The sequence below is a fragment of the Streptomyces canus 299MFChir4.1 genome (assembly GCF_000383615.1).
Classification (GTDB): domain Bacteria; phylum Actinomycetota; class Actinomycetes; order Streptomycetales; family Streptomycetaceae; genus Streptomyces; species Streptomyces canus_C.
In genome coordinates, this window is the sequence record NZ_KB911587.1 from 311450 (window position 1) to 332968 (window position 21519).

At 71.5% G+C, this 21519-nt stretch carries 16 protein-coding genes; 5 read left to right on the forward strand and 11 right to left on the reverse strand.

The genetic code is table 11. The annotated features are described in order from the left end of the window. Positions 1–77 precede the first annotated feature (77 nt). The 6 genes from H293_RS0117275 to H293_RS0117305 all read right to left on the reverse strand — a co-directional run bounded on the left by H293_RS0117275 (position 78) and on the right by H293_RS0117305 (position 8912). Positions 78–923, reverse strand: a complete 846-nt coding sequence (locus H293_RS0117275; protein ID WP_020119117.1) for a hypothetical protein — start codon at positions 921–923, stop codon at positions 78–80. Next, a complete protein-coding gene (locus H293_RS49650; protein ID WP_158694425.1) occupies positions 875–2944 on the reverse strand; it encodes a polysaccharide deacetylase family protein in 2070 nt (689 codons plus the stop codon). The genes H293_RS0117275 and H293_RS49650 overlap by 49 nt, the downstream gene beginning before the upstream one ends. 100 nt (positions 2945–3044) lie before the next feature. Further along, positions 3045–4541 carry a glycosyltransferase family 2 protein gene (locus tag H293_RS0117290; protein WP_020119120.1) on the reverse strand — a complete coding sequence of 499 codons (1497 nt, stop codon included), beginning with the start codon at positions 4539–4541 and terminating at the stop codon, positions 3045–3047. Then, positions 4538–5815, reverse strand: a complete 1278-nt coding sequence (locus H293_RS0117295) for a nucleotide sugar dehydrogenase (RefSeq protein WP_020119121.1) — start codon at positions 5813–5815, stop codon at positions 4538–4540. Before H293_RS0117295 ends, H293_RS0117290 begins: the two co-directional genes overlap by 4 nt. A 315-nt stretch (positions 5816–6130) precedes the next feature. Then, entirely contained in the window at positions 6131–6964 is an 834-nt protein-coding gene (locus H293_RS0117300) for a TetR family transcriptional regulator (protein WP_199790171.1), read from the reverse strand. 142 nt (positions 6965–7106) lie between these two features. Beyond that, a complete protein-coding gene (locus H293_RS0117305; protein WP_020119123.1) occupies positions 7107–8912 on the reverse strand; it encodes a 3-hydroxyacyl-CoA dehydrogenase family protein in 1806 nt (601 codons plus the stop codon). Between the two features lie 409 nt (positions 8913–9321). Between H293_RS0117305 and H293_RS0117310 the strand changes: the two genes are divergently transcribed. Then, positions 9322–9921 carry an adenylosuccinate lyase gene (locus tag H293_RS0117310; protein ID WP_028807927.1) on the forward strand — a complete coding sequence of 200 codons (600 nt, stop codon included), beginning with the start codon at positions 9322–9324 and terminating at the stop codon, positions 9919–9921. Here H293_RS0117310 and H293_RS0117315 read toward each other — a convergent pair. The 4 genes from H293_RS0117315 to H293_RS0117330 form a co-directional block, all read right to left on the reverse strand. After that, positions 9902–10429, reverse strand: coding sequence for a GNAT family N-acetyltransferase (locus H293_RS0117315; protein ID WP_020119125.1), 528 nt, complete (start codon positions 10427–10429; stop codon positions 9902–9904). The genes H293_RS0117310 and H293_RS0117315 overlap by 20 nt on opposite strands. A gap of 41 nt (positions 10430–10470) precedes the next feature. Continuing rightward, positions 10471–10806 carry a RidA family protein gene (locus H293_RS0117320; protein ID WP_020119126.1) on the reverse strand — a complete coding sequence of 112 codons (336 nt, stop codon included), beginning with the start codon at positions 10804–10806 and terminating at the stop codon, positions 10471–10473. 119 nt (positions 10807–10925) lie between these two features. Further along, positions 10926–12521, reverse strand: coding sequence for an alpha/beta hydrolase (locus H293_RS0117325; RefSeq protein ID WP_028807929.1), 1596 nt, complete (start codon positions 12519–12521; stop codon positions 10926–10928). Between the two features lie 135 nt (positions 12522–12656). Then, entirely contained in the window at positions 12657–13694 is a 1038-nt protein-coding gene (locus H293_RS0117330) for an Rv2578c family radical SAM protein (RefSeq protein ID WP_020119128.1), read from the reverse strand. A 143-nt stretch (positions 13695–13837) separates the two neighbouring features. Between H293_RS0117330 and H293_RS0117335 the strand changes: the two genes are divergently transcribed. The 4 genes from H293_RS0117335 to H293_RS0117350 all read left to right on the forward strand — a co-directional run bounded on the left by H293_RS0117335 (position 13838) and on the right by H293_RS0117350 (position 20250). Then, positions 13838–14281, forward strand: a complete 444-nt coding sequence (locus H293_RS0117335) for an SRPBCC family protein (protein WP_020119129.1) — start codon at positions 13838–13840, stop codon at positions 14279–14281. A gap of 148 nt (positions 14282–14429) precedes the next feature. Next, positions 14430–16778 (forward strand): MFS transporter, encoded by a 2349-nt coding sequence (locus tag H293_RS0117340; protein ID WP_020119130.1) that lies wholly within the window; start codon positions 14430–14432, stop codon positions 16776–16778. A 132-nt stretch (positions 16779–16910) separates the two neighbouring features. Beyond that, positions 16911–19379 (forward strand): ATP-binding SpoIIE family protein phosphatase, encoded by a 2469-nt coding sequence (locus tag H293_RS0117345; protein WP_020119131.1) that lies wholly within the window; start codon positions 16911–16913, stop codon positions 19377–19379. A gap of 145 nt (positions 19380–19524) precedes the next feature. Further along, on the forward strand, positions 19525–20250 hold the full coding sequence (locus H293_RS0117350; protein ID WP_020119132.1) for a class I SAM-dependent methyltransferase: 726 nt from the start codon (positions 19525–19527) through the stop codon (positions 20248–20250). Between the two features lie 21 nt (positions 20251–20271). Here H293_RS0117350 and H293_RS0117355 read toward each other — a convergent pair whose 3' ends face one another. Further along, positions 20272–21387, reverse strand: a complete 1116-nt coding sequence (locus tag H293_RS0117355; RefSeq protein ID WP_020119133.1) for an acyltransferase family protein — start codon at positions 21385–21387, stop codon at positions 20272–20274. Positions 21388–21519: the final 132 nt, after the last annotated feature.

The following is a 21519-nucleotide window of genomic DNA, read 5'->3' on the forward strand; positions in this document are numbered from 1 at the left end:
CAGATGAAATCTTTACGTAACAAATGAGCGATGATCGATCAAAGCTACCGGACGGTAGACGGTTCGTCCCGTTTGGGTCATTCCGGTTGTGCCGTGAGGTCACGGAACAGGAACTCCGTGTTGTCACCCCGGACGCCGATGCCGCCGGGTGCGTACAGGCCCCCCGGTGAGGCGTCGGTCACATCCAGCACCCGACGGCCCGCGAGTTCCAAGGTGATGTGCACCCGGTGGTCCGGGAGGTCGGTGGCCGTGGCCACCGCCTGGGTCCAGACATCCGGCGGGAACATGGCGGATGCGCTGGCAAGGGTCACATAGGTGCCCCCGTTTGCCGGGCCGCCGGGCGTCTTGCGCTTCACCACGACCTGCCCGTCCCGCCGGACCACGCTGACCGCGTAGCACTCCTGCTCGCTGTGGAACCGCAGCCACAGATGGACGCCGTCGTACGGCTGCGCCGGGGTGCGCGGTGTCGTCACCAGGTCCGTGAGGCGCAGCCGCAGGGAGAGGCGGGTGTCACCGAAGTCGCGGCGCCGCGAGGCCAGCCGGAAGACCGCCGAGTCCGTGGCCCGGACGGATTCGGCGTCGGGACGCTCACCGTCTGGATGGCCCGACCAGCCGGCGCCGTCGAGCCCGAACAGCGAGCCGCTGGTCATGGTCCAGTCGGGGGAGTGGTGGGCGCCGGGGGCGTCGGGGTGCCAGTACGCGAACTCATTGGTGACCAGGCCCCGTTCGGGAAACTCGGGCCGGAACTCCGACGCCGGCCCGACCCGGCCGACGGCGTGCAGCGTCAGCCCGCCCGCGAACGCCGACGCCAGCAGCAGAGCGAGCAGGGCCCCGGTGAGGAGCCCTGCCCGCCTGCGCCGTGCGAGCCGCCGGATCACGCCGTACGCCCCCCGCTGACGGCGCAGCCCTCGAACCCGGGCCACGGCTGGGCCTCCGACCGCCGGTAGACGCCGAGCGCGATGCCACCGGTGCCGCCCGCGGCGGGGACGGACGTGTGCACCAGCCCGGCACCGACGGTGACTTCGGTGGTCCGTGCCCCGACCGACACCCGCACGTCCCTCTCCGCGGCGTCCGGCAGCTTGCGGGAGAGCACGGTACGAGGGTGGGCGCCGGGCCCGGAGAGGACTGTGATCCAGCCGCGGGAGACGCGGACCGTGAGCTGGTCCGGGGCGCCCCGGCGCACCACGACCGAGCTGTGCAGCCCCTCCTCCGACAGGCCCGTCAGCCGGCTCTTCAGCGTGTAGCCGGACCAGTGCGCGGTGCTGCCGGGCCGGTAGGCGGCCAAGGCCCAGCCGCGCGAGCCGATCGGCTGCACACCGCCGGCCCCGATCACCGCCCGCGCCCGGCGGCCGTCCCCGTCGGTCCAGCCGGCGGGGCCGTCGAAGGTCCCCGCGATGGCGGGCGAGCCGGGCAGCGGAGCGGTCTCCACGTGGCTGAACGCCGGCCAGGACGGGCCGGTGTCCCCCTGGGACAGGGCCAGGGCGATCCCGCCGGTGCCGCGCACCCCGCCGCTGTTCGGGACGGTGAACCGGTGGCGGCCGTCCACCACCGCCTCGGTCCGGGTACCGTCCACCGTCAGCCGGACCTCGTGGGTCGGCCCCGGAGTCAGCGTGTGCTCGGCCAGCACACGGTTCCGCGTCCGGCCGCCGACCATCTGGGCGGTGCCGTGGGAGACGCGCACCCCGACCGTGGCGTCCCCGCCCACCCGCACGAACACCGTGGCGCTGCCCCCTCGCGCGGGCAGGGCGGTCAGGCCGGCGGCGACCGAATAGTGGTCCCAGTCGGCGGCGCCGTACGGGGCGTAGGCGCCGTACACATAACGCCCGGCGCCCGGGGGGATGTCCTTGCCGGTCAGGGCGCCGGTGCCGCCGAGAGGCTTCCAGCTGATGCCCGTCCAGCGCTCGGGGAAGCGCAGCGGGTCGCCCGCCGGAGGCACCGGCGTACGGGCCGCCACCTGCGCGAGCAGGGCGTCGGGGGTGGTGTCCGCGAAGACCTCGAGACGCTGGTACTCCTGGTGGACAGCCGATCTGCGGGCCGCCGGCTCGGGGCTGAACGTCTTGTCCGTCAGGGCCGCCGCGAAGGTCCGCTCGATCAGGTCGCGCACATACGAGGTCTGCTGCGGGTCCGCCGACTCCGAGAAGGGATAGGCGAACAGACTGGGCCGGGGCAGGCCGTGTCGTTCGAAGTCCGCCAGGGACCTGGTGAAGTCCGCTCTCACCCGGCGCTGATAGTGCTCCGTACTCTCCAGACTGCCGGTGGAGGCCAGGTATCTGCGGTGGGCGAGCAGTGAGCCCAGCTCGCCGTGCGGGCCGATCCGGGTGCGGCTGTGCAGGTCGTGGGTGTGGTCCTCGAAGTCCCAGCGGCCCGAGCGGGCCATCCGGGCGATCTCCTGCCAGGACAGGTAGTAGGGCCGGTGCCGGCCCACCCTGCCGGTGATGAGGAACGAGACGGCGTTCATGCGGTGCCGCGCGAGGATGCGGTCCCCGTAGCTCCACAGGCCGTGGGTGCCGTCGTCGAAGGTCAGCATCACCGAGCGCGGCGGCACCGGCGCGCCGAGCAGGTAGGCGACGAACTCGTCGGTGGTGAGGGTGCGGTATCCCGCCGCCTGGAGGGCGCTGAGCTGCCGTTCGAACACGGCCGGGTCCACGATGTAGCGGCTGCCGCTGTACGGCTTGAGGTCGTGGTAGGTGAGGATGACCGGCGCCGCGCGTTCCGGAAGACCGGCTCCGACGGCCTTCCAGCGGGCGGCGGTCGCCGCGTCGACGCGCGCGGCCGGCACGCTCACCTGGCGGGTCACGTTGCGTTGGTCGACGTAGACACGCCAGGCGACCACGAAGGGCACGGTGAGCACCAGCGCGGTCAGCGCGGCCAGGGCGCCGCGCAGGGTGCCGCGGCGCAGGCGGGCGGTGAGGCGGGACCGCCTCCCGGTCACAGGGCGGTCCACGGCTGCCAGCTCCCCCGGGTCAGCACCAGCAGATACAGGGCGATGACGACGCCCGCGGCCAGCAGCGCGGCCAGCCCCCGTCCGACGGCTCGTACGGCCTTCACGACAGCCTCCTCGACCAGACGCCGCGCCGGATGGTCAGCAGCGAGTACGGCAGCAGCCAGGACAGCACCAGCGACGACAGCAGACTCATCAGCGGCCGGTACCGCCACCGCGTGGAGCGGGGGTTGTCCGCCTTGAAGGCCAGGCCCCACACCACGCCCTTGAGCAGGACGCCCCCCAGATACAGCCCGGTCAGGAACCACAGCCCGTGGTACGGCGCCCAGACCAGGTGGCGCACGGCCATCAGCGGAGCACACAGCACCCACAGGACGTGCCCGTAGAAGAGCACCGCCGGACCGAGCCCGCGCCGCCACATGAAGGTGCCGGTGAAGAACAGATTGCGGATGAAGCTCTTCTTCCAGCGCACCTGCTGCCGCATGAAAGGCCTGAATCGAGCCGGCACGGTCGTCCAGACCTTCGCGGACTGCACATAGCCGATACGCCACGGCAGTTCCGGATGATTCCGCTCGGTGACGAAAGGGGAGTCGGCGTACTGCGCCTTGAGTTTTTGCCCCTTCCATTTCTGGCCCAGGACGTATCCCGTCAGCTGCCGGTCGGTGGCGAACCGGAATTCACCACCGAGGAAACGGTCGCCGGCCCAGGCGGGGAGGTAGTTGACAATCGCGTCCCGGCGGAACACGGCGAGCGGCCCGGACACGCACGAGACGGACCCGAACGTCGCCTCCGCGGCCTTGGCGACCCGGAACTGGCCCTCGTACCAGACGTCCTGCGCCTTGGACAGCACGCTCTCATCGGCGTTCAGCGCCCGGGCGTGGCCGCTGACCGCGCCCAGCTCCCGGTGCAGCGTCAGCGCGGTCACACACCGCCGCAGCGCGTCGGGGGCGAGTACGCAGTCGGAGTCGGTGAAGGCGAGGATGTCCCCGTCCGCGAGCTCGGCGGCCCGGACCAGGGCGTGCTTCTTGCCGACGTTGTGCTCCAGGTAGAGCACCCGCAGGGGCAGTTCACGCGCCAGGCGGCGCAGCACCGCGCGGGTGCCGTCGGTGGAGGCGTCATCGACCACCACGATCTGCAGGTTCGGGTAGTCGCTCCCGGCCATCGACCGCACACACGCCTCGATGCCGTCCTCCTCGTCCTTCACCGCCACGAGGAAGCTCACCCGTGCTCGTGCGGGCAGCTCGGGGAAGCGGTCCAGGTGGCGCGGTCGGCCGCGCAGCGTCCGCCGGGACGGGTCGTCGTAGCGGCTGTAGGCGATGAACAGCATGGAGACGGTCACCGTCAGGACCAGGAAGCCGTACCCGAGGATCAGGGGGGCCTGGACCAGCCGGGGCGCCTCGTGGGCCAGGATCAGCAGCAGCGGCAGCAGCACGATCACCACGAGCAGACGGCGCGCGGCGTGCCGTACCCCGGGGTCCATACGGTCGGTCAGCGCGGTGAGGCGGGCCCGGCCGGCCGGCGGTTCACCGCGCTGACCGGGCACGAACGGGGAGGGTTCGGGTCCGCCGGGAGGGGCGGGCCGCCGGGCCTGGACGCTCATACCACCGCCCGGTGCTTGAAGTCCTGCAGTCGGTAGGTGGTGTCCAGGACCGGGACGTCGTCCCCGATCCATGACAGGTCCTGCCGTGGGTGCACGCAGTGGACCAGCACCAGGTCCCAGTCCCGCTCGCCGGGCTCGGGCTCGGACCGCAGTCGCCGCCCGCCCACGGACACCGACGGAATGAGCGGATCGGTGTACGCGACGTCGGCGCCGGCCTCGCCGAGCGCGGCCATGATCTCCAGGGAGGGCGACTCCCGGAGATCGGCCACCCCAGGTTTGTACGTCACCCCGACCACCAGCACCCGGGCCGCGCGCAGCGGCACACCCCCGTCGGCGAGGACGTCCCGGGCGCGCTGCACCACCGCGTGCGGCCGGGTGGCGATCGCGGTCATCGCCGTGTCGATCAAAGGCGAGGCGACCCGCTTCTCGCGCAGCTGCCACAGCAGGTAGTGCGGGTCGCAGGGGATGCAGTGGCCGCCCACGCCGGGGCCGGGGAAGAACGGCATGAAGCCGTACGGCTTGGTGGCCGCCGCCTGGATGACCTCCAGGGCCTCCAGACCCAACTCCCCGCAGATGGTGGCGAACTCGTTGGCCAAGGCGATGTTGACCGCGCGGAAGGTGTTCTCCAGCAGCTTGGTCATCTCGGCGGCCTCGGGCGAGAGCACCTCGTGCACCTCGGCGCCGGTGCGCCGCAACACGTCGGCGGCGCGTCGGGTGCACTCGGGGCTCACTCCTCCGACCACCCGCGGGGTCGTGCTCTGGGTGTGCTCGGTGCTGCCCGGGTCGATGCGCTCCGGTGCGTAGGCCACGCTGAGGTCCTCGGGCACCCGCAGTCCGCGCTCGGCGAGCGGGCCCAGCAGCAGGTCCCGGGTGGTGCCGACATAGCTGGTCGAGGTGAGCACGAGGGTCTGCCCGGGGACCGCCTGGGCCGCGGCGGTGGCACAGGCGCCGGACAGGGCCCGCAGGTCGGGCACCAGGTGGTCGTCGACGGGGGTCGGGACGCAGATCAGGACCGTCTCGGCGGCGCGCAGGGCCGTGGGGTCGGTGGTCAGGACGAATCGGTCGGCGCCCGGGCCGGCACCGGTGTGGGCGCGCAGTCGGCGGTGGTCGTCGGGGACCAGGTCGACGCGGTGCGCACGGATGGCGTCCAGCCGGGCGGAGTCCACGTCGAGGCCTATGACCGTGAGACCCGACTCCAGCAGGGCGAGAGCCGTCGGCAGGCCGACATAGCCGAGTCCGATGATGCCGACGACAGGTGGCGTGGAAAAGGACATGGAAATCCCCCCTGAAGAATGCCGCGGGCAGGCGGCACAAAAGGATTGCGAGAGGGCGCGCACCGAGCCTCATTCCCCTGTTCCCCGAGGCTTTCTCCGGTGTCCGCGCCAGGACCGCAGGCCTCCCCAGGCCCGCGGGTCTTTGGTCCGACGATCCGAAAGCCTGCCATGCCGTCGGACCGCGAAAGGGATTTTCGGTGAAGATCGCGAAGGAGCTGGATCATCCCTGGCGAAGAGTTCGAAGAGAATCTTTTCTTCGAACGCGAAAAAGGGCCGGTACCGGGTTTTCCCGGTACCGGCCCCTTGACGTGTACCTCAGGAACGCTCCTTGAGCGCCTGCTCGATGGTGCGCATGACCTCGTCCAACGGGGCGTCGGTGCGGGCGAGGGCGACGAGGACCTCACCCTGGGCGGAGACCGTCGCGGCGGTCGGCGGCTGGGCGGTGGCGGTGCGGCCCGCCCCGATCCCGGTCCCGAAGGTCTTGCGCACGATCGCGAAGGCGTGGTCCAGCTGCGCCTCGACGTCCCCCTGGCCCCCGGCCCGGAGCCACCGTCGCAGCACATGGTTGTGCGCGGTGACCACGGCCGACGCGGCGACCTCCGCCAGCAGGGGGTCGTCGTTCGCGTCGTCGTCGTGCGCGTGCTCGTCGAAGTGCCCGAGCAGATACCGCGTGAACAGCCGCTCGTAGCGGGCCACCGAGGCGATCTCCGCCTCCCGCAGGGTCGGCACCTCGCGCGTCAGCTTGTAGCGGGCGACCGAGATCTCCGGCCGGGCCGCGTACATCTTCATGACTTCCTTGATGCCGCGGCACACCGTGTCGAGCGGGTGCTCGTGCGCGGGGGCCGCGTTCAGCACGGCCTCCGCGCGGATCAGGGTGTCGTCGTGGTCGGGGAAGATCGCCTCTTCCTTGGAGCGGAAGTGGCGGAAGAAGGTGCGGCGGGCGACACCGGCCGCGGCCGCGATCTCGTCGACGGTCGTCGCCTCGTACCCCTTGGTGGAGAACAGCTCCATCGCGGCGGCGGCCAGCTCGCGGCGCATCTTGAGCCGCTGGGCGGCCGCACGATTGCCTGCGGCACTCTCCGGCGCGTCGGGCGTGGCTGGTGTACGGGACGACTTGGCGGGCTGGGGCATGACCCGAACGTACTGCATGTGCGCAGGTTGGTGCGCCTGTCCGGGGTTTGTCCCGCCCCGGGCCGGCAGGGAGCCGCCGGATCCCGCGGGCGGGAGAGGACTGCCCGGATCGAGCAGTCCGCCCCAGTCCTCGCCGTCGTTGAACCAGTCGCCGACGTGCTCAGCGGCGGGCATATTCGCGGAAGCCACGACCGGTCTTTCGGCCGAGGCAGCCCGCGGCCACCAGGTGCTCCAGGAGCGGGGCCGGAGCCAGACCCGGGTCGCGGAACTCGCGGTGCAGGACCTTCTCGATCGCGAGCGAGACGTCCAGGCCGACGACGTCCAGCAGCTCGAAGGGGCCCATCGGATAGCCGCCGCCCAGCTTCATCGCCGCGTCGATGTCGTCGAGGGACGCGTAGTGCTCCTGCACCATCTTGACCGCGTTGTTGAGGTACGGGAACAGCAGCGCGTTCACGATGAAGCCCGCGCGGTCCCCGCAGTCCACCGCGTGCTTCTTGATCCTGCCGCAGACCTCGCGGACCGTGGCGTGCACGTCCTCGGCCGTCAGGACCGTGCGGACGACCTCGACCAGCTTCATCGCGGGCGCCGGGTTGAAGAAGTGCATGCCGATCACGTCCTGCGGGCGCGAGGTGGCGCGGGCGCAGGCGACGACGGGCAGCGAGGAGGTGGTGGTGGCCAGGACCGCGCCGGGCTTGCAGACCTTGTCCAGCGCCTGGAACAGCTGCTGCTTGATCTCCAGGTCCTCGGCGACGGCCTCGACGGCCAGGTCGACGTCCGCGAACGCCTCGTACGAGCCCGCCGCGGTGATCCGGTCCAGGGTCTGCTCGGCCGCCTCGGCGGTCATGCGGCCCTTGTCGACAGAGCGCGAAAGAGACTTGCCGATACGCGCCTTGGCCGTCTGCGCCTTCTCCTCGCTGCGGGCGGCGAGCACGACCTCGTACCCGGCCTTGGCGAAGACCTCCGCGATACCGGACGCCATGGTCCCGGAGCCCGCGACCCCGACGGAACGGACCTCGCGGCCCTGGACCTGCGCGGCGCTCTCCGAGGGCGTCAGCGCGTCCCGCACGACCGCCGCGCTGCCCGGAGCCTCGTACGTGTAGAAGCCGCGTCCCGACTTACGGCCGGTCAGGCCCGCCTCGCTGAGCTGCTTGAGGATCGGGGCGGGGGCGTGCAGCCGGTCGTGGGACTCGGCGTACATGGCCTCCAGGACGGTGCGCGCGGTGTCGACGCCGATCAGGTCGAGCAGGGCGAGCGGTCCCATGGGCAGACCGCAGCCGAGCCGCATCGCCGCGTCGATGTCCTCGCGGGAGGCGTACTTCGCCTCGTACATCGCGGCCGCCTGGTTGAGGTAGCCGAACAGCAGCCCGTCGGCGACGAAACCGGGCCGGTCGCCGACCGCGACGGGCTCCTTGCCGAGGTCGAGGGCGAGGTTGGTGACCGCGGTGACGGCCGCCGGGGCGGTGAGCACCGAGGAGACGACCTCGACCAGCTTCATCGCGGGCGCCGGGTTGAAGAAGTGCAGCCCCAGCACCCGCTCCGGGCGGGCCGAGTCGGCGGCCAGACGGGTCACCGACAGGGCGTTGGTGCCGGTCGCGAGGATCGTCTCGGGGCGCACGATCCCGTCGAGTTCGCGGAAGATCTGGTGCTTGATCTCGTACGACTCCGGAGTCACCTCGATGACGAGGTCGGCGTCGGCCGCCGCCCGCAGGTCGGTGGAGACGTGGACGCGGGCGAGGACGTCCGCGCGCTCCTGCTCGGTGAGCCGGCCGCGCTCCACGGCACGGGCCGTCGCGGTCTCCAGGGTGGCGAGGGCTTTGGCGGCCTGCGCCTCGCTGACGTCGATGCCGACGACCTCGCGGCCGGCCCTGGCAAGGACCTCGGCGATACCGGTGCCCATGGTGCCGAGGCCCACGACGGCGATCGTCTGGAGAGGGGACAGAGAAGGGTCGGACAGGGGAGTGGCCATCGCGGAACTCCAGGAATGAGGGTGACGACTGGGAACGCGACCCGGTACGCCGAGAGGCGCACCGGGTGCGTGCGGAACTGCTGCGTTGCGGGTGTTGCCGGGCTGCGAGCGCACACGCCCGGGCCGTCGTCGCAGGCCTTGCACAGGCCCGGAGAACGGTGGAATCCGACCGGCCCTGTCCCAGGCCGGGTCGTACTGGTGGTACCTGAGGTACCGAACCGACTTCCCCCACTGCCCTAAGGGCGTGGGAGGTGCCCCCACACGGCGGCTGCGTCACCAGGCCACCGCAAGGAGTTCCGCGAGTGGGTAACTCGCTCGTCTGAGCTTAACCGGTGGGTAACGAGCGCGCCAGCCCCCGGATTTGTGATGTACGTCCCGCGCCCCGGGCGGGCCGCCTAACCTCGGGTTCATGGACGAAGAGTTGCGATCGCTCACGGAGCGCTTACGGCAGGAGTCGGGTGCGTCGGCCGCCTTCGACCGTCTGGTGGCGACCGAGGACCCGGACGAACTGGCCGGAGTGCTCACCGAACCCGGACAGCCCTTGTGGGCCCGGGAGCTGGCCGCGTTCCGGCTCGGCCTCGCCGGGGACCGCCGGGCCTTCGAGTCGCTCGTCCTGCTGCTCAACCACCGCGATCCGCCGCGCTGCGCCGCCGCCGCGTACGCCCTCGCCCGGCTCGACGACCCGCGCACGGCCCGCGCGGCCGCCGCCCTCGCCACCAACGAACTGAGGGTCGCCTACGCCCTGCACCCGGTCCGGCTGCTGGCCGAACTGGGCTCTCCCGAGTCCGTACCCGCCCTCATCACCACACTGGAGCGCCGGCTGCGCCCGCACGACCCCTACCGCCGCGTGGCGCTCGCCTGTGTGGAGGGGCTGGGCACCCTGGCCGACGCCCGCGCCAGACCCGTGCTCAACGAGGCCCTCGCGCATCCGGCGCTCGCGGAGGCGGCGGTGCGGGCGCTGGCGCGGATTCCGGGGCAGCGGGGAGGTGTCAAAGGGACAGGTCCTTGACGTACCGCACCTCGGGCACTGCGACCCCGTCCACCTCGTAGGGATCCTCGGCGCCGTCGGTCCGAAAGCCCTGGCGTTCGTAGAAGCGCCGGGCGCGGGTGTTGCCCTTGACGACCCAGAGCAGCATGCGGGGGTGGCCGGCCCGCGTGCAGCGGCGTACGGACTCCTGGAGCAGGGCGTGTCCGAGACCGCTGCCGTACCGCCGCGCGTCCACGTAGATCGCGTACAACTCGGCGTCCTCGGTGCGCCGTTCGCCGTCGCGGTACGGGCCGTGGCAGGCCCAGCCCAGGATTTCGCCGTCCCGGTCGGCGACCAGGTCCACCACGCTGCCGCCGCCCCGTCCGAACCGGGCCCGGCGGCGCTCGGTGTCCCCCTTCACGCTGAGCGCGTCGAGGAACGGCTGGGGCAGGAGGCCTCGGTACGCGCGCTGCCAGCCCCGGATCCGGATCTCGGAGACGCGGGGGCAGTCGGCGAGCGTCATCTCGCGGATGAGGAGAGGGTCGTCCATGGCGGCACCCTAGGCACCACCCATCCGCTCCGGCCTCCGATTTACCCGTCCACCACGGCGAACGCCTCGATCTCCAGCAGGAACTCCGGCCGCACCAGCGCTGCCACCTGGACGGCCGAGGCCGCCGGCAGCCGGTCGTCGGGTATGTGTGCGGCACGGGCCGCCCGGATCGCCGGCAGGTGGGCCATGTCCGAGACGAAATAGGTGAGTTTGAGGACCTCGTCGAAGGTTGCTCCGGCGGCGGCCAGACAGCGCCGGAGGTTCTCGAAGACCTGGCGGGCCTGGGCGACGGCGTCTCTCTCCCCGACGACCTTGCCGTCCTCGTCGACGGCCACCTGGCCCGAGACCGCCACGAAACGGCCGCGGCCCAGCACCACGTGGGAGTACTGGGCCGCGGGGGCGACCCCGTCGGGGGCGGGAATCCTGGTCAGCTCACCATGCGTCCATGGTGGACCACGCCACTGACAGTCCCCGTCCCCGAAGGAGCCCCGGACGCTCAGCCGCGGGAGCCGAGCAGCCTGTGCAGTGCCGCGCCGCGCGCGGACGTCGACGCCGCCTTGGAGGTCAGCGGCTTCGGATCGGGCAGCGCCTTGCACACCGCGTCGGCCTCGCCGCCGCCCCGCGGCACCTTTCCGTCGGTCAGGTACGCGGCCAGGTGTTTGTCCAGGCACGTGTTTCCGCTGAGCGTGATGCCGTGGTTCCCGCCGCCCTCCTCGACGACGAGACTGGAGTCCGCCAGCAGCCGGTGGACCGTGGCACCGCCCTCGTACGGCGTGGCCGCGTCGTTCGTCGCCTGGAAGAGCAGCACCGGCGGCAGCTTGCCGTTGGCGACGTTCACCGGGCTCAGCGACTTCGTGGGCCAGAACGCGCACGGTGCGTTGTACCAGGCGTTGTTCCAGGCCATGAACGGCGCCTTCTCGTACACGTCCCAGTTGTCCTTCCGCCACTGGCGCCAGTCGCGCGGCCAGGAGGCGTCACGGCACTGCACCGAGGTGTAGACGCTGTAGCCGTTGTCCCCGGAGGCGTCGACGGCGGCGAAGTTCTCGTACGCCTCGACCAGCGGGTCGGCGTCCTTGTGGTTCACGTACGCCGCGAACGCCTCGGCCAGGTAGGGCCAGTAGCCGTTGTAGTAGCCGCCCGGCATGAAGGTGTCCTCCAGTTCGGAGGCGCCGACCTTGCCGCCCGCGGGCTTCTTGGCGAGGGCCGCCCGCATCGCGTACCACCTGGCCTCGATCCGCTCCGGGTCGGTGCCGAGCTTGTACGTGGTGTCGTACTTGGCGATCCAGGCCATCAGCGCGCGGTGCCGGTCGTTGAAGGCGTAGTCCTGGGCGAGGTTGTCGTCGTACCAGACGCCGGTCGGGTCGACGATCGAGTCCAGGACCAGACGGCGCACCTGGTGCGGGAAGAGCTTCGCGTAAACCGCGCCCAGGTAGGTGCCGTACGAGTACCCGAAGTAGTTGATCCTCCTGGCGCCGAGGGCCCGGCGGATCGAGTCCATGTCCCGCACGGCACTGATGGTGTCGATGTACGGCAGCACGCTCGCGTACTTCCGGCCGCAGGCGGCGGCGAAGGACCGGGCGCGTGTGAGGTTGGCCCTCTCGATCGCGGGTGTGCTCGGCACGGAGTCCGGGCGCACCGGCTTGAAGTGGCCCGGCTTGCAGTTAAGGGCGGGTTTACTCGCGCCCACCCCGCGCGGGTCGAAGCCGATGACGTCGTACTGGGCCGCGACCGCCTTGGGCAGGCCCGAGGCGATGAACCCGGCGAACGTCAGACCGCTGCCGCCGGGACCGCCGGGGTTGACCAGCAGCGGGCCCTGGTACGTCTTCGCGGTGTGCGGGACCCGGGACAGCGCGAGGGTGATCTGCTGCCCGCGCGGGTTCGCGTGATCGAGCGGCACCTTGAGGGACGCGCACTGAAGCGTCGGGTAGTTGGCGGTGCCGCATTTCTTCCAGGTGAGCTTCGCGGCGTGAGCGGCAAGAGCGGTCGAAGTGGTCTGCGTGTGCTGCGGGGTGCCGGCCTCGGCGGGGACCGCGGTGAAGGTCCCGGCCACGACGACGGCGGCACCGCACAGCACGGCTGCGCGTTTTCTCATGGGGTCCTCCCAGGACGGAGGGTTCCGGACCGCGAGGGTCACGGTCCCTGCCGCATCGTCCCGGAAAGCGCGCCCGGAAGAACGTGTTATGACGATAGTTGACCCGATTGGTCAGTCCGATGCGCTCGAACGCTCTCAGATCAACGTGAGTTGAATCGGTTCGGACACCGGCTCGACCTCGGGCTCCGGCTCCCGGATCCGCCGGGGCATGCCCGCGCCCGCGGGACCGATGCCGTACTCCTGGGCCAGCTCATGGACCTGACGGGTGATCCGGCGCTGATACCACTTCGGAGCGTAGGCGCCGTCCGCGTAGAGCCGCTCGTAACGGCGTACCAGATACGGGTGCTCCCGGTTCAGCCAGGCCATGAACCACTCCCGGGCGCCGGGCCGCAGATGCAGCACCAGCGGGGTGACCGACGTGGCCCCCGAGGCGGCGATCGCGCGCACGGTCGCCCGCAGCTGCGCCGGGGCGTCGCTCAGGAACGGGATCACCGGCGCCATCAGCACCCCGCACCCGATGCCGTGCTCGCCCAGCGTCCGTACGACGTCCAGGCGCCGCTCCGGGGCGGGTGTGCCCGGCTCCACGGTGCGCCACAGTTCCGGGTCGGTGAAGCCGACCGAGACCGAGATGCCGATGTCCGTCACCGCGGCGGCCTGCCGGAGCAGGTCGAGGTCGCGCAGGATCAGCGTGCCCTTGGTCAGGATCGAGAAGGGGTTCGCGTGGTCGCGCAGGGCGGCGAGGATGCCCGGCATCAGCCGGTAGCGGCCCTCGGCGCGCTGGTAGCAGTCGACGTTGGTGCCCATCGCTATGTGGTCGCCGGTCCAGCGGCGCGAGCCCAGCTGGCGGCGCAGCAGCTCGGGGGCGTTCACCTTGACGACGATCTGCGAGTCGAAGCCGAGACCGGTGTCCAGGTCGAGATAGCTGTGGGTCTTGCGGGCGAAGCAGTACACACACGCGTGGGAGCAGCCCCGGTAGGGGTTGACGGTCCACTCGAAGGGCATGCGGGAGGCGCCCGGCACCCGGTTGATGATCGAGCGGGCCCGGATCTCGTGGAACGTGATCCCGGCGAACTCGGGTGTGTCGAAGGTACGGCTGACCACCGCGTCGGCGCCGAAGAGGGCGGCGTCGGCCCGCCCGTGTTCCGCGGACTCGGTGAGGTTCTCCCAGCGCATGAGGCCTCCTCGGGTAGCACTGCCCCTTGAGTGAAACACTTGTTCGAATTTCTGTGCAACCCCGATTTGGGGGCCCGCGGGCGGGGGTGGTTGGCTTGCCCCCAGCCCGAGAACCCGAGAACCCGAAGTCCTGGAGGAAGTCGATGGCGCAGGTCGAGGCCACTACGGAGCGGATCGTCGCGGCGGACGCGGAGAAGGTGTTCGACGCCGTCGCCGACTACACCGGCACGCGGTCGAAGGTGCTGCCCGAGCAGTTCAGCGAGTACGAGGTGCGCGAGGGCGGCGACGGCGAGGGCACCCTCGTCCACTGGAAGCTCCAGGCCACCAGCAAGCGCGTGCGCGACTGCCTCCTGGAGGTCACCGAGCCCACCGACGGCGAGCTCGTCGAGAAGGACCGCAACTCCTCCATGGTCACCACCTGGCGGGTCACCCCGGCCGGCGAGGGCAAGTCCCGTGTCGTCGTGACCACCACCTGGGAGGGCGCCGGCGGTATCGGCGGCTTCTTCGAGAAGACCTTCGCCCCCAAGGGCCTCGGCCGGATCTACGACTCCCTCCTCGACCGGCTCGCCGCCGAGGTCGAGAAGTAAGTCCCCGGCACCGGGCGGACGTTGCTCTCGGTCACCGGATCGAGTGGATCTCCGTACGGCCCACCGGCGTGCCGTAACTCGTCGCGCTTGCTCGTAGTTGTCGCCTTATGCGGGAAATGCGGGGCAGGCGCGACGAGGGGAGCGGGACGTGGGCGTGACGACTGCGACGCACGAGGAACGGGTCGAAGCGCCACCGAAAGCCCCCGCCCCGACCGTCGAACTCGGCCCGCGCCGGGTCCGGCTGATCTTCTTCGGGCTGATGCTCGCGCTGCTGCTCGCCGCGCTGGAGCAGATGATCGTCGCCACCGCGCTCCCCAGGATCGTCGGTGAACTGCACGGCCTGGACCGGATGTCCTGGGCGATCACCGCCTACCTGCTCACCGCCACGATCGGACTGCCGGTCTACGGCAAGCTCGGCGACCTCCTCGGCCGCAAGGGCGTCTTCCAGTTCGCGATCGTCGTCTTCGTCGCCGGCTCCGCGCTGGCCGGACGGGCCGCGACCATGGACCAGCTGATCGCCTTCCGCGCGGTGCAGGGCGTCGGCGCGGGCGGCCTCATGATCGGTGTGCAGGCGATCATCGCCGACATCGTGCCGCCCCGGCAGCGCGGCCGCTTCATGGGCCTGATCGGCGCCGCCTTCGGACTCGCCTCCGTCGCGGGCCCGCTGCTCGGCGGCTACTTCACCGACCACCTGTCCTGGCGGTGGTGCTTCTATGTCAACGTGCCCTTCGGGCTGCTGACCCTGGCCGTCGTCACCGCCGTACTGAAGCTTCCGAAGCCGCGGGTGCGGCCCCGGCTCGACCTGCCCGGCGCGCTGCTGCTCGCCGCGGCCTCCACCTGCCTGGTGCTGCTGACCAGTTGGGGCGGCACCGAGTACGCCTGGGACTCCCGGGTGATCCTCGGCCTCGGGGCCGGAGCGGTGGCCTCCACCATCCTCTTCCTGGTCGCCGAGCACTTCGCGGCCGAACCCCTCATCCCGCTCCGGCTGTTCAGGGACTCCGTCTTCAACATCACCGCTCTGGTGGGTCTGGTGATCGGGGTCGCACTCTTCGGGGCCGCCGGCTACCTGCCGACCTTCCTGCAGATGGTCGACGGCGCGAGCGCCACCGAGTCCGGCCTGCTGATGCTGCCCATGATGGCCGGCATCGTTGGCGCCTCCGTCCTCGCCGGACAGCTCATCAGCCACACCGGCCGCTACCGGATCTGGCCGATCCTCGGCAGTGCCCTCTCCGCCGTCGGCATGTGGCTGCTGTCCCGCCTGGAGGTGGACACGCCCAGGCTGCACTACAGCATCTGGATGGCGGTCCTCGGCACCGGGATCGGCATGGTGATGCCGGTGCTGGTGCTCGCCGTGCAGAACTCGGTCCGCCCGGCCGACCTCGGCACCGCCACCAGCGCGAACACCTACTTCCGGCAGATCGGCGGCAGCGTCGGAGCGGCGGTCTTCGGCACCCTCTTCGCCCACCGGCTCGCGGACTCCCTGCAGCAGCGACTCCCCAGCGCGGAAGGGCTGCCCGACCCCGAGTCCCTCACCCCGCAGCTCGTCCACGGTCTGCCCCCGGCGCTGCGCGACGGCTACATCCGGGCCTACGCCGACGCCATGCCGAGGATCTTCCTCTACCTGGTGCCGGTGCTCGTCCTCGGTCTGCTCATCGCCTTCTTCCTCAAGGAGAAACCGCTGGTGTCCCACCCCGCCGACACGGAGACGGCCCCGATCCCACAGTGCCGTTCGCCGCACGCCACCGCGCTCCCCGTGTGCGGCGCGGTGCGGCACACCGACGGGACCGTCGTCCCCCGGGCCGCCCTCACCCTCATCGACGTCGCCGGGGCGCAGACCGGGCGCGGTGCCAGCGGCGAGGACGGACGGTTCGCGCTGTCGACGCCCGGGCCAGGGGCGTACGTCCTCATCGCCGCCGCGAGCGGCCACCAGCCGCAGGCCGTCTCCGTGACAATCGGCGACGGCCCGGTCGAGCTGGACATCGTCCTCGGCGGCGCCGGACGGCTCGCCGGCCGGGTGCTCTCCGGCGGCTCACCCGTACCGGACGCCACCGTCACCCTCACCGACGCGCGCGGTGAGGTCGTCGCCACCACCCGCGGCGGACCGGAGGGCACCTACGTCGTCACCGAACTGGTCGCGGGGGAGTACACCCTCGCCGTCGGCGCGCCCGCGTTCCGCCCCGCGGCGCTCCCCGTCACCGTCCGGGCCTCCAGGGAGACCCGCCAGGACGTCGAACTCGCGGGCGGCGCGGTGCTGCGCGGCACCGTGCGGGCCGGTGACGGACGATGCGTCGAGGACGCGCGCGTGACGCTCCTGGACGTCGCGGGCAACGTGGTGGACACCCTCACGACCGGCCCCGACGGCAGCTTCCGCTTCGTCGACCTGACCGGCGGCGAGTACACGGTCATCGCCGCCGGTTACCCGCCGGTCGCCACCCACCTCCAGGTGGCCGGAGGCGGCCGCACGGAGCGGGATCTCCAGCTGGGACACGAGGACTGACGGTGCGTCAGCGCGGGGCGCACGCCGGGGAGACCCGGTCCGGGCCAATTCCCGCGTTGCCGCACACCGTGACCGCCCGGCGCCGTACGGTGGAGCAGGCGGCACAGATCTTGCGGAGAGAGGGCCTGGGCCATGGACCGTGGCACCGAGAGGGGCGCACCTCCCAGCCGCGGAGCTGGGCACGGCGCGGCGGACGGACACGTCGCGGCCGGCCGGGTCCCGCTGGCCGTGGTGGTAGTGGACCGCGACGGCCTGGTCTCCCACTGGAGCCGGGGCGCGAGCCGTCTGTTCGGCGCCGGCAAGGACGAGGCCATCGGACGCTCCGCGGCCGACCTGCTGCCCGTCTCCGGAGCACTCCCCGAGGAGGAGGACACCCCGTCCTACGGCGGGTACGCGGCCTACGACGGACTCGGACCCGATCTCGAGTCCTCCCTCGACGGCGGTCTGTCCTACCCGGCAGCCGGCCGCGCCCGTCTCACCGTGTCCGGCGCGGACCGTGTCGACGTCCTGTGGTGGGCCTACCCGCTGGTGGGCCCGGGCCGGGAGCGACTGCTGGTGCTGGCAGCCGACGCCGGCGGGCTGCGCCGGGATCTCGACCTGGACGAGGTTGGTGCGGCCGTGGAGCGGATCGCGCCCGCCTTCGCCCTGCACACCGACTTCCCGGGCGCCGACGAACTCGCCCGCAGGCTTCCCGAGATCCTGCCCAGCATGAGCGTCGGAGAGAGCGCCCGCATCGTCGCGCAGGTCCTCGAACTGGGTTATCCGGTACTGGAGTTCAGCCAGAACGACCGGGTGCCCGTCACCCCCGACTGGGGTGTGCCCCGGCGCGCCGAGCGCAAGGCCCGCCGCGAGCGGGCGGCCCGGGCGGCCGCCGAGGGCCTGCCACTGCCGTTGGACGAACCGGACGAGGGCGAGGACCTCGAGTACGTCGCCGTGCGCGAGCGCCTGGAGTTCCTCAACGAGGTCAGCGGGAAGATCGGCACCTCGCTCGACCTGTCGCGGACCATCGTCGAGGTCAGCAGGGCCGTCGTGCCCCGCTTCACCGATGTCGCCGGCACCTATCTGCGCGAACAGGTCGTCGCCGGCGAGGGATTCCCCGACGGAGTGCCGGACACCACCACCATGTGGCACCGGGTGGCCCTGGAGCACACCGACGAACCCGGCCGCTGGGACGACGTGGTGCCGGTCGGCGAGGCCATGCCGTTCCCCGCGCACACCCCGTTCTTCCAGTGCATGACCACCGGTGAGCCCGTTCTCGTGCCGCGCATCAGCGAACAGATGGGGCACGCGATCGCCTCGCAGTTCGAGAAGCGGGACATCAGGCCGCTGATCACCGGCCGCTCCATGCTGGTCGTACCGCTGAAGGCCCGCAATGTCGTTCTCGGGTTCATGATCCTGCTGCGGCACCCCGAGCGCGACGAGTTCAACGACATGGACCGGGTCACCGGCGCCGAACTCGCCGCCCGCGCGGGCCTCGTGCTCGACAACGCCCGCATGTACACCTTCCAGGAGTCCGTCGCCGAGACCCTCCAGGACAGCATGCTGCCGCAGATCCCGTCGCGCATGGCGGGCTGCGACATCGCCACCCGCTATCTGCCGGGCACGCTCCTCGGGCGGGTCGGCGGCGACTGGTTCGACTCCGTGAAACTGCCCGGGGCGCGGACCGCCCTGGTCGTCGGGGACGTCATGGGGCACGGGCTCAACTCCGCCGCGATGATGGGCCAGTTGCGTACGGCCGTGCAGACCATGGCCGCGCTCGACCTGCCGCCGGCCCAGCTGCTGCGCAACCTCGACGACCTCGCCCAGCGGCTCGGCGACACCTACCTCGCGACCTGTCTCTACGCCGTCTACGACCCGATCGCGAGCGAACTCCAGATCGCCAACGCGGGACACATTCCCCCGGTGATCGTGCGGGCCGCGGACGGGCGCAGTGAACTGCTCGACCTGCCCACCGGCGCGCCCATCGGCGTCGGAGGGGTGCCCTTCGAGGCCGTACGCGTGCGCGTGGAGCCCGGTGACCGGCTGCTGATGTGCACCGACGGGCTGGTCGAGGTGCGGGGCGAGGACATCGGGGTGGGTCTGGCGACCCTCACCGAGTCCGCCGCGCATCCGGCCGCCTCCATGGACGACGCCTGCGACGCGATCATCCGCGCCCTCAATCCGCGGGGCGGACGCAAGGACGACGTGGCGCTGCTCATGGTCCGGCTCAATGGCATCGAGCCGGATGACGTGGCCGAGTGGCGGATCTCCCTCGACCCGGCCGAGGTGGCACGGGCCCGGGCGGTGGTACGCGAGCAGCTTCATGACTGGGGCCTTGCGAAGCTGGCCGACGGCGCGGAGCTCATGGTGAGTGAGCTCGTCACCAACGCCGTACGGCATTCGCACGGCCGGCCCGTCGAGCTGCGGCTCGTGCGGGAGGACACCCTGCTGTGCGAGGTGGACGACGACGACCACGAGCTGCCGAACCTGCTGAGCGCCGGACCCACCGATGAGCAGGGACGAGGACTCAGAGTGGTCAGCACGCTCGCCCGGGAGTGGGGTGCCAGTCGTACGAAGGCCGGGAAGACCGTCTGGTTCGAACTGACCCTGCCGCGTCGCTGAGCGTCGGGTCCGTCGTCGGGGGCGTCTGTTTCTCGAACTGGCAGTGAAGGAATGCGCCATGCGCTTGTCCGCGTGACCCGGGCGCGATACACCGTACTGGCCCGCCAAGTGTGGCGGGTTTGTGGCACATCCTGGGGAGTTGGGCATGAGCGTGACTGGTCGGTACCGGGAGTCCTGGGAGGGCTTCTGGCGGGAGGCCCCGGGGCGCCAAGGGGCCGTGTTCTGGGACGCGGAGCCCGTGTTGACCGCAGGCGTCCACCTCGCCCACTTCGAGCCGCTGCTGGCCGATCCCGGGCTGCCTCTCGTGGACCTGGGCTGCGGGAACGGCACCCAGAGCCGTTTCCTCGCCGCCCACTTCACCCAGGTCGTCGGCGTCGACCTGTCCGCGGCCGCCCTCGACCGTGCGCGCGACGCCGACCCCGACGGGCAGGTGACGTACCGACTCCTCGACGCCTGCGACAAGAGTGAGCCGGAGAATCTGCACGCCGATCTCGGGGACGCCAACGTCTACATGCGGGGCGTGCTGCACCAGGCCGGCCCCGAGGACCGGCAGCAACTGGTCGACGGGATCGCCACGCTCGTCGGGGAGCGCGGCCGCGCCTTCCTCGTCGAGCTCTCCGAGGCCGCCAAGGCCGTCCTGATGGGCCTGGCGCAGTGCCCCGACGGACCGCCCGCCAAGCTGGCACCCATCTTCCGGCACGGCATCGCCCCCGGCGAGGTCGCCGACGAGGCGGTGCCCGTGTACCTCGGGGCGGCCGGGCTGACCGTCGTGGCGAGCGGGGAACTGCCGCTCGTCACCACCGAGTACCGGGCCGACGGCACCCGGATCGAACTGCCGTCGAAGTGGTGGGTGGTGGGCCGCACCGCCTGACGGCCCGGCGGTGCACGCGCCCTATCGGCGTACCTGAGCGGGCACCCCGTCCGTCACGGGCGGGGTCTTCCGGAACGCCCACTCCATCCGGGGCTCCATCACGCACCGGAAGACCCGCCGCACGGGAGCGGTGCACAGGGTGGTCACCACCGCACCGGCGACGAGCGTGACGACGATCTCGCCGAGCGGGGTGTGCGGCCAGCGGTGGCCGGCCCAGTCGACGTGGTTGCCGGCCTGGACGACGAAACCGTGCAACAGATAGCCGTAGAGCGTGCCCGCGCCCAGGGTCGTGAACCACATCCGGCGCCCCGGCACCCAGGACAGGAAGCAGGCGACCAGGACCAGGGAGCAGCCGAACAGGGCCAAGGTCATCAGCGGGCCGCACCAGGCGGGCACGCCGAAGTGCTCGGCGGGGTCACGGTGGAAGAACCACGCGTAGTCCATGCGCGGCACCGCCCAGTACGAGAACACCACCGCGGCCGCGAACACCGGGACCGCGAGCAGCCGCACCCGCCACTGGCGCACCAGCGAGAAGTGAGCCGGGCGCAGACACAGGCCGAGCACGAAGTACGGCAGGAACTGCAGGGTGCGCTGGAGGTCGAGATCGTCGCCGATGGACGGGCTGAGCGTGGCGAGCGCGGCGACCGTGAGGGCGATCGGCAGCGGCCACCGCACGGCGCGCCAGATCGGCGTGGTCAGCCGCCAGATGAACAGGGCGGCCAGGAACCATGTCAGATACAGCGGGTCCAGCAGGCTGATGTCGCGGTCCGGGACGCCGTCGGACCACCGGGTGAAATACGTGTACGCCGTCTCGAACGCGACATAGGGGACCACGACCCCGGTGACCAGCCGTTTGATCTTCGCCGGGCTGGCGTCGAAGGAGCGGGAGAAGTAGCCCGAGATGATGATGAACGCCGGCATGTGGAAGGCGTAGACGATCGTGTACAGCGCGGTGACGGCACGGCTGTCGGAGCGCAGCGGCTCCCAGGCGTGGCCCATGGCCACCAGCACGATCGCCAGGTACTTGGCGTTGTCGAAGAACGCGTCGCGTTGCCTGGGGCGGCCGGGCGGGTTCCCCGGCGCGGCGGTCGCCGTCGTCCGTCGTGCCGGCTGTACGGGCTGTGCGGTGTCGCTCACGCTTCTCCCTGTCCGTCTCCTGTGGAACCCGCGAGGGAGAATACGCGTCTTCCAGGAATGGCCTGTGCGGTGGGGGTGGGCCGCATCCGACTCGCCTCACCCCACGCGGGCGACGTGAACCTCCGCGCCGCG

Bases quoted from the DNA above. Each gene is read 5' to 3' on its own strand.
- H293_RS0117290 (WP_020119120.1), bottom strand. From the start codon at position 4,541: ATGAGCGTCCAGGCCCGGCGGCCCGCCCCTCCCGGCGGACCCGAACCC.
- H293_RS0117295 (WP_020119121.1), bottom strand. From the start codon at position 5,815: ATGTCCTTTTCCACGCCACCTGTCGTCGGCATCATCGGACTCGGCTAT.
- H293_RS0117300 (WP_199790171.1), bottom strand. From the start codon at position 6,964: ATGCAGTACGTTCGGGTCATGCCCCAGCCCGCCAAGTCGTCCCGTACA.
- H293_RS0117305 (WP_020119123.1), bottom strand. From the start codon at position 8,912: ATGGCCACTCCCCTGTCCGACCCTTCTCTGTCCCCTCTCCAGACGATC.
- H293_RS0117310 (WP_028807927.1), top strand. From the start codon at position 9,322: ATGGACGAAGAGTTGCGATCGCTCACGGAGCGCTTACGGCAGGAGTCG.
- H293_RS0117315 (WP_020119125.1), bottom strand. From the start codon at position 10,429: ATGGACGACCCTCTCCTCATCCGCGAGATGACGCTCGCCGACTGCCCC.
- H293_RS0117325 (WP_028807929.1), bottom strand. From the start codon at position 12,521: ATGAGAAAACGCGCAGCCGTGCTGTGCGGTGCCGCCGTCGTCGTGGCC.
- H293_RS0117330 (WP_020119128.1), bottom strand. From the start codon at position 13,694: ATGCGCTGGGAGAACCTCACCGAGTCCGCGGAACACGGGCGGGCCGAC.
- H293_RS0117335 (WP_020119129.1), top strand. From the start codon at position 13,838: ATGGCGCAGGTCGAGGCCACTACGGAGCGGATCGTCGCGGCGGACGCG.
- H293_RS0117345 (WP_020119131.1), top strand. From the start codon at position 16,911: ATGGACCGTGGCACCGAGAGGGGCGCACCTCCCAGCCGCGGAGCTGGG.
- H293_RS0117350 (WP_020119132.1), top strand. From the start codon at position 19,525: ATGAGCGTGACTGGTCGGTACCGGGAGTCCTGGGAGGGCTTCTGGCGG.